Raw genomic sequence first — 7,805 nt, forward strand, 5'->3', positions numbered from 1 at the left:
GCCGTCCTTGCACAGGTCCATGAAGCGGAAGACGTCGCCGTACTGAGACCAGCCGGCCACACCACAACCGCCGGCATCGGACGCAGCGGCAGGCGACCGGAGCAACGGGCCAAAAGCGTCCCGGGACGAGCGCACCAGCCGGCCGGTCATGCGGCTGTGGGGTGGTACCGCCCGTTTGCGCTCTTGCCCTCTCCTCCCTGACGGCCGCGTTCGGATCCACGTCAGACTCGACGCCCGGGGCCCAGTGGATGACGTCAACGACGGAACCGGCAAGGCACCCTGGGCTGCTTCGTCCTTGCCGTCCTCGTGGTCGCTGTCGTCATCGCCTTCCTCCGGGCCCGGAACCATCCCGGCGAGGACACCCCGGCCACGGGCAGCACCCCCACGGGCCACCCCGCCTCCGGCCGGCCCACGCGAACCGGCCACCCCGGGCGCAGCGGCGGGCGGCCGGAGAACCGTATCCCCTGGAGCGCCCCAGCAGGGCGGCCGCGGCGGGCGCGCCGTGGGTGGCCGGACGTCAGGCCGTGACGTCCACCAAAACTTTACCGACCGTGCGGCTCTCGACCGCCCGGTGCGCGTCGGCGGTGCGCTCCAAGGGAAAGCGGGTCAACGGCAGCCCGTGCTCCTCACCGACGGGCAGCGCGCCGTCGCGCACTGCGGCGGCGACGTCCTGGGCGGCCGCGGCGCGTGCCTCCGGACCGGCCGTGTAGAGGATCAGGAACTGGAAACGCGCGTTGAGCACCATGTTCTGCAGTACGTCCAGTTCGACCGGCTTGCCGCCGTCGTTGGCGTAGGTCGAGATCGTGCCGCGCGTCCGCAGTACCGCGAGGTCCAGGGCGAGGTTCGCGCCGATCGCCACCTCGGCGATGATGTCGACACCGTCCGGGGTGATCGTGCGGATCGCGGCGGCCGGGTCGCCCTCGCGGTAGTTGATCACGTGGTGGGCTCCGGCGGCGGTGGCCAGCCGGGCCTTCTCCGGGCTGCTGACCGTACCGATCACGGTGGCGCCGGCCCATCGGGCGAGCTGGATCACCGCGTGCCCGACCGCTCCGGCGCCACCCGCGGCGAGCACCACCTTCCCGTCCAGCGCCCCGGGGTGCAGCCGACGCGGCCCGTCCTCGGCGACGGTGAGCGCGCGGTGCGCGGTCAGCGCGGGGACGCCGAGTGCGGCGCCGACGTCGAAGCCGGCTTCGTCGGGCAGCAAAACGGCCTGTTCGGCCGGCACGACGGTGAACTCGGCGGCGGTGCCGGTGGGCCGCCCGGCGGCGGCCATGAACAGCCAGACCCGCTGACCGACCCGGCTCCGGTCGACGCCCTCGCCGACGGCGTCGATCGTGCCGGCGCCGTCGAGGTGCGGGGTGACCTCGGGGTACTGCTTGGGGTGGCCGACGCCGGAGCGCGCCTGCCAGTCGGTCGGGTTGACACCGGACACGGCGACCCGGATGCGAACCTCGCCGGGACCGGGCTCGGGCAGGTCGCGGTTGACGAACCGGAGAACGTCGGGGGCACCGGTGTCGCGGTAGACGATGGCTTTCATGATCCGTCCTTGGAGCCTGGTGGAAGGGTGACTTCCCGGCGCGGCCTGACGCTTCGTCATGCCGCCCGGAAGGGGTGGGGCGCGCGGGGGCGCCCGGGCCGCGCCGGTACCGGTCAGCCGATGGGGACGTTGCTGGAGCGGGACCGGATGCCGTCGAGGGTGGCGAGCATCGCGGCGTCGAGGGTGATCCCGCCGACCGCGACGTTCGCCTCCAGGTGGGCGGGATCAGCGGTGCCGGGGATGAGCAGCACGTTCGGGGCGTGGTGCAGCAGCCAGGCGAGGCCGACCTGGGAGGGCGTGACGCCCAGCGACCGGGCCACGGCGTGCACCGCCGGCTCGTCGGTCACGCCGGGCAGGCCGGAAAAAGCCCCGCCGAGGGGGAAGAACGGCACCCAGGCGATGCCCTCGGCCACGCACAGCCGCAGCAGATCCTCGTCGTCGCGGGAGACGAGGCTGTAGGCGTTCTGGACGCAGACGACGCCGGCGGGCAGGGCGCGGCGCAGGCCCTCGAGGGTGACGCTGCTCAGACCGATCGCGCCGATCTTGCCCTCCTCGCGCAGGGCGGTCATCACCGCGAGCTGATCGTCGAGGTCGACGACCTGGTCCCCCTCGGGGCGCAACCCCGGGCCGGTGTCCAGGCGGCGCAGGTTGACGACCGCGAGCCGGTCGACGCCCAGGCTGCGCAGGTTGTCCTCGACGCTGGCGCGCAGCTGCTCGGGCCGCTGCGCCAGACGCAGCGGCAGGCGCCCGCCGGGGTCGGGATCGGCCCCCACCTTCGTGACCACCAGGACGTCGTCCTCGGGGCGCAGCGCCTCGCGGATCACATCGTTGGCGAAACCGAAGCCGTAGAACTCGGCGGTGTCCACGTGGTCGACGCCCAGCTCGACCGCGCGGCGCAGCAGGGCGAGGGCCTCGTCGCGGCGGTCGTGCAGGCGCTCGAGCTGCAGTGCACCGTATCCGGTCCGGAGAACGGTGCGGGCGGCTAACGGAGCGGTCAGGGCGGTCATGTCGTCTCCGTAAGGTGTTAGACGGCCCGGGAGGGCCGGATGTGGCTGATGTGGTCTTGCCGACCGCGGCTCCCGAGGAGTGGCCGTCCGGTTCTCCGGGGCGCCCTGGCTGCTGATTGAGATATGCGCGCTGTGTGCGGTCGCTGTTTACGGAGACGACGGCGGGGTGTTCCTCGGGCCAAGGGGATCGTGGGACCGAGGAGGGGCGAGTGAGTGAGCGAAGTGCCCGCTCTGGGCGGGAGATGACGCAGGCAAGGGGCACCACTGGGCGGCCGTGGTCGACGAGGCCGGCACCACGCTGTGGTCGAAGAAGGTCGGCAACGACGAGACGGCGATCCTGACCGCGCTCGGGGAGATCCTGGAGCTGGCCGACGAAGTGCACTGGGCGGTGGACATCTCCGGCACGTCCTCGGCCCTGCTGCCGGCCCTGCTCGCGGCCCACGGCCAGCGTGCCGTCTACGTGCCCGGCCGGACTGTCAACCGCATGGCCGGCGCCTACCGGGGCGAGGCGAAGACCGACGCCCGCGACGCCTACGTCATCGCCGAAACCGCCCGCCAGCGACGGGACTTCACCGCGATCGAGGTGCCCGCCCAGCTGGCGGCCGACCTTGCACTGCCGACCGCGCACCGCTCGGACCTGATCGCTGACCGCGTGCGGATGATCAACCGGCTCCGCGACGTGCTGACCGGCATCTTCCCCGCCCTGGAGCGGGCCTTCGACTACTCCGCGCACAAGGGCGCGCTGGTGCGGCTGACCGGCTACCAGACCCCGGCCGCGCTCCGCCGCCGCGGCCGGGCTCGCCTGGCGGCCTGGCTGGCCAACCGGAGCGTCCGCGGCGCCGACGCGGTCGCGGACACCGCGCTGGAGGCCGCCGACGCCCAGCGCACCGTGCTGCCCGGGGAGGATGTTGCCGCCGCGATCGTCGCCGACCTGGCCGTGCGGATCCTGGCCCTGGACGACCGACTCAAGCGGATCGACAAGCAGATCCGCGACGCCTTCCACGCCCACCCGCAGGCCGAGATCATCGAGTCCCTGCCCGGCGTCGGCCCGATACTCGGCGCCGAGCTCGTCGTCGCGGCCGGCGACCTGACGGCCTACGCCGGCCACCTCGCCTCGGCGGCCGGGCTCGTGCCCGTTCCCCGCGATTCCGGACGACGCACCGGCAACCTGCACCGGCCCAAACGCTACAGCCGCCGCCCGCGACGGGTGTTCTACCTGCCCGCGCAGAGCAGCATCATCAAGGACGGCCCCAACCGGGACTTCTACCTCAAGAAGCGCGCCGAAGGCTGCAAGCACCTCCAGGCGGTCATCGCCCTGGCCCGCCGCCGCGTCAGCGTCCTGTGGCCACTCCTGCGCGACAACCGGGTCTTCACCTCCGCTCCGGTCGCGCAGACGGCTTGACTCAATCATTGAGACTCCCCGGTCGGTGTCCGCAGGGCGGTGTAGAGCAGTTCGGCCTGGTAGAGCGCCATGATTCGGTGGGCGATCGCGGCGGCGCGCTCCCGAGCCGGGGCCGGTTCGTGGTTCTCGACCTTCACCAGCCAGGCCGTGACGCAGTCGTGCAGCATCGCGCGCATCCGGTCGGTCGCGTCGACGACGATGTCGCGGACGGCCGGGTCGGTGGTCGCCTCGCTCCAGGTCTGCACGCCGACCCGGGCGTGGACGGGATCGATCGCGGCAGTCAACCGGGCGAGCAGCTCGTCGGGGCCGGGCGGGACGTCGGCCGCGGCGTACCCGCCGATGGTGTCGGCCCGCCGGTGGAGCATCTCGCGCGCGGCGGCGCGGACCAGGTCGGCCTTGTTGCGGTAGTGCGCGTAGATCGAGCCGGTCGACAGGCCCGACTCGGCACTGATGTCGGCGATCGAGGTCCGCTCCAGGCCGTTGCGACTGAAGCAGCGCACGGCGGCCTCGGCGATCTGAGTACGCCGGAGTTCCTTGCGCGCGTCGGTGAGCCGAGGCACCAGACCTCCCACAAAAAGAATCACTGTTCTCCTTGCGGGCGACACTAGCAGAACCGCTGTTCTTTTTGTTGCGAGTGGCCCTCATCCGGACGGACACCGTTCGTGACAACCGGGGCCCGCCCCGCGATGGATGCGTCAGACGGACGGCAGCCGGCCGGTGCACATCGGCTCGGCCGTCGAACCCTCCGAACCCGTTCCGCAGCGGCACTGCCGCACCGAACTGACGCGGCAATCCCTGAGGTTGACGGCCGATCAAGTGAGCACAGCTGCCCGAGGAAACGGTGCTCGAGGGTGAGCAGCTCGGCTGCCAAGTCGTGGCGCAGCACGACGGCCGGCCCGGTCCGGAGGCGGACCAGCAGAACTTGCCGCACCCGGAGCCGGCGGCGGCGAAAACCGCAGCGGAGGCGGAGACCACGGCGGAGGCGAAGCCGAAAACGTCCCGCGCGGACCGGTTCCAGCAGGGTCCGGCGGCACCGGCCCAGTTCGTCGAGCGGGAGGGGTCACGTACGGGCCCCGCGCCCCGCATCGCGAGCAGTCGAGGTCGTGGCGGCTGGCACTGACGGGAAGGAAAACGCGCAAGTCGCAGAGGTGAGGCCAGGCGCATTCCTCGACAACACGAAGGCGAGGCACGCCAAACCGACGCCAGGGCGGCCGGCACAGCCCGCCGAGCACGGCGTGCAGTGGGCGTAGCGGCGACGCGGAGAGTCACCGCTCCGCAGGAGTTGGGCCAGAATCGGTTCTCACCCACGCAGCACCAAGGCGGCGACTTCGGTCACGTCGTCGCCTCGGCTGCGCGCCGGAGGACGGCCGCCACGCCGTGAGTGTGGGGATCGCCGTGCCCGAAGAGCACCGTGCCGACGTCCAGCTCGGCCAGCCGGTGCAACGACACGACGGCACAGATGCGCTCAGTGTTGAAAACGCCCAGCATGGTCCGGCCGGGCCAGGAACTCGCGGGTCTGCGGCGGAAGCGTCACACGGTCACCAGACGGCGGTTGCGTCCGTTCCAGGTGTAGTGCAGCGTGGCGACACCGCGTACGCGCGGGTCGCGCAGGCGCTCGTAGATCTGGAGTGCGGGCACGTCGGGCCAGGTGCCCATCAGGCGCTCGCTGGTCAGGACGAATTCGAGGTCGAGGTCGACGAGGATACGGCCGAGCCTGCCGTGGGTCGGCTCGTCGACCTCGGCGAAGGCGACGCGGTCGGCACGGACGTCGCCGAGGAGCCGTCGGATCGCGGTGGACCGCCCGCGCTGCCTGCGTCTTGGGAGGTGGCGAAGCCGAAGTCGGTGGTGCCGATGTGGGGGGCGGGCCTGGCCCGGTCGGCACTGTCGGCGGACTACCAGCGCATCGTGCAGGTTCTCGCGGACCGGGGCCGTCTCGGTCAGGGGCCGCTGACCTGCCAGGAGATGGCCGGCTGCTTCGGCCTGGACCCGGTGCCTGCGAAGATCGAGGCACTGCGGTCGAAGGCGAAGCGGCTGACAGCGCGGGGGTGGCTGGCCGAGCCGGTGCCGGGCCGGTTCACACTCGCGAAGGCCGTGGCTGGGCAAGGCGCCGGGTCATGAGCATCGTCGCCGACCAGTAGACCACCGCCTCCGCACTGCCGGTGGATCGCTCGAAGTCCCGCACCAGCCGGCGGCTTCGCATCAGGTGGGCGATGAACCGCTTCACGATCCACCGCTTGGGCAGCACGACGAAGCCGCGCACGTCGTCACTGCGCTTGACGATGGCGAGGACCAGGGCGAGGGCGGCGAGGCAGTACTCGACGAGGCTGCCGGTGTAGCCGCCGTCGGCCCAGACCAGGGCCAGCCGGTGGTGCGCGGCGGCGACTCGGGCGAGCAGAGCATGGGCGGCGGCGCGGTCGCCGATGTCCGCCGAGGTGACCAGCACCCCCAGCAGCAGGCCGAGCGTGTCGACCACGACGTGCCGTTTGCGTCCGTTGAGCAGCTTGCCGCCGTCGAAGCCGCGGCTGTCGTGGCCGACGACAGCGTCCGCCTTGACGGACTGCGAGTCGATCACGCCCGCGCTCGGCTCCGGGTCCCGCCCGGCCTGCTCGCGGACCCTGCGGCGGAGCCGGTCGTGGAACTCACGGACCAGACCGTGGTCGCGCCAGCGGCGGAAGCAGGCGTAGACCCGGTCCCACGGTGGGAAGTCGGCCGGGATGGCCCGCCACTTCGTTCCGTTGTCGACGAGGTAGCGGATCGCGTCCAGTATCGCGCGGTGGCAGTAGACCTCCAGCTGCCCACCACGGCCCCGCAACCAGCCCGGCACCGGCAGCAGCGGCCGCACCACCGCCCACTCCGCGTCGGACATGTCCGACGGGTAGCGGCGCTCGCGCACCCCATGATCACCGGCGTTCCCGAACCGGTGAGCCAGGCAGTCACACGGAGGAGTGGCCGAAGTGGACCCAACTCCCGCGATGTCGTAGAAATGCGGCAACAGGGCCTCCTGGGCAGCTTGTTGGCGTAGACACCCTTTGGGCTACCAGGAGGCCCTGCGTTCATGCGCGGCACCCGCCGCAGTCACCCGATCGGGACTCCCGTTCGATCGACACGCCTCGTGATCGGTATAGCGGTTTCTCAGACCTGGGTGGCGATCCGCGCGAAGCGCTCGGGGTCGCGTAGTCCTACGCAGTCGTTTGCCCAGAATGCCTCGGAGTAGACGAATGTGCCGGTCATCCAGGGCTCGTACGACGACAGCTTCGCGACCTGGAACCCCAGATCCGGAATGCGCAGCGAGGGTGAACGGAACCCACACGAGCTGGCCCGCTGGAAACCACGCGTCCCGTAGTACGTCGGCGAGCCCTCCAAGAAGACCAGCGGCACTCCGCGGTCGTCAGCTGCTTTCAGGGCTGCCTTGATCAGCTGGGTGCCGACGCCGTGGAGCTGGTGGTCCGGGTGGACGCCCAGGGGTGACAGGCTGACGACATCGACCAGTTGGGGCTGGGCATCCAGGCGGCAGGCGCTGAGCATGACGTGCCCGACAACCTGATCATGCCGTGTCGCGACGAGCGAAATCGGCTCGATTGCTCCCGGCGCGTCACGAAGCGCGTCCACCAGACCGGGGACGCGTTCCGGATTGCCGAAGGCGAGTGCATGTACGCGGCGTACTTCCGGATGATCTTGGGCCTGCTCAGGCCTGATCCCGTATACGAAGCTCATGATTGGCAGGGTAGGCAGCCATACGCGTGCAGGCGAACGGATTTGCGGACACCGGGACGAACGGTGTCACTCCCACCGCACCAACTGGGAACTGAGCCTTCCCCCGGGACGTGGACACCGGAGTTTCATGCGGCGAGGGTGATCC

At 71.3% G+C, this 7,805-nt stretch carries 6 protein-coding genes and 1 pseudogene; 2 read left to right on the plus strand and 5 right to left on the minus strand.

The features are described from left to right. Nucleotides 1-517: 517 nt before the first annotated feature. Nucleotides 518-1,537 (minus strand): NADPH:quinone reductase, encoded by a 1,020-nt coding sequence (locus tag ABD353_RS38710; protein WP_344628426.1) that lies wholly within the window; start codon nt 1,535-1,537, stop codon nt 518-520. Nucleotides 1,538-1,650: 113 nt separating this feature from the next. Beyond that, nucleotides 1,651-2,544, minus strand: coding sequence for an aldo/keto reductase (locus tag ABD353_RS38715; protein ID WP_344628427.1), 894 nt, complete (start codon nt 2,542-2,544; stop codon nt 1,651-1,653). A 274-nt stretch (nt 2,545-2,818) separates the two neighbouring features. On the opposite strand from ABD353_RS38715, the gene ABD353_RS38720 reads away from it, so the two are divergent. Next, complete coding sequence (locus ABD353_RS38720) at nt 2,819-3,946, plus strand: IS110 family RNA-guided transposase (protein WP_425555344.1); 1,128 nt, start codon at nt 2,819-2,821, stop codon at nt 3,944-3,946. A 5-nt stretch (nt 3,947-3,951) separates the two neighbouring features. On the opposite strand, the gene ABD353_RS38725 is transcribed toward ABD353_RS38720, so the two are convergent. Further along, entirely contained in the window at nt 3,952-4,506 is a 555-nt protein-coding gene (locus ABD353_RS38725) for a TetR/AcrR family transcriptional regulator (RefSeq protein WP_344628428.1), read from the minus strand. A gap of 1,261 nt (nt 4,507-5,767) precedes the next feature. Here ABD353_RS38725 and ABD353_RS38730 point away from each other — a divergent pair. Then, nucleotides 5,768-6,064, plus strand: a pseudogene (locus ABD353_RS38730) (hypothetical protein); the annotation flags it as partial. Here ABD353_RS38730 and ABD353_RS38735 read toward each other — a convergent pair. Together ABD353_RS38735 and ABD353_RS38740 are read right to left on the minus strand one after the other, a co-directional pair. Continuing rightward, nucleotides 6,021-6,812: an IS5 family transposase gene (locus ABD353_RS38735; protein ID WP_344628429.1), complete on the minus strand. Its 792-nt coding sequence runs from the start codon at nt 6,810-6,812 to the stop codon at nt 6,021-6,023. The pseudogene ABD353_RS38730 and the gene ABD353_RS38735 sit on opposite strands and share 44 nt — an antisense overlap. Nucleotides 6,813-7,078: 266 nt before the next feature. Further along, nucleotides 7,079-7,660 (minus strand): GNAT family N-acetyltransferase, encoded by a 582-nt coding sequence (locus ABD353_RS38740; protein ID WP_344628430.1) that lies wholly within the window; start codon nt 7,658-7,660, stop codon nt 7,079-7,081. Nucleotides 7,661-7,805 lie beyond the last annotated feature (145 nt).

The sequence above is a fragment of the Kitasatospora arboriphila genome, from assembly GCF_039528095.1.
Classification (GTDB): domain Bacteria; phylum Actinomycetota; class Actinomycetes; order Streptomycetales; family Streptomycetaceae; genus Kitasatospora; species Kitasatospora arboriphila.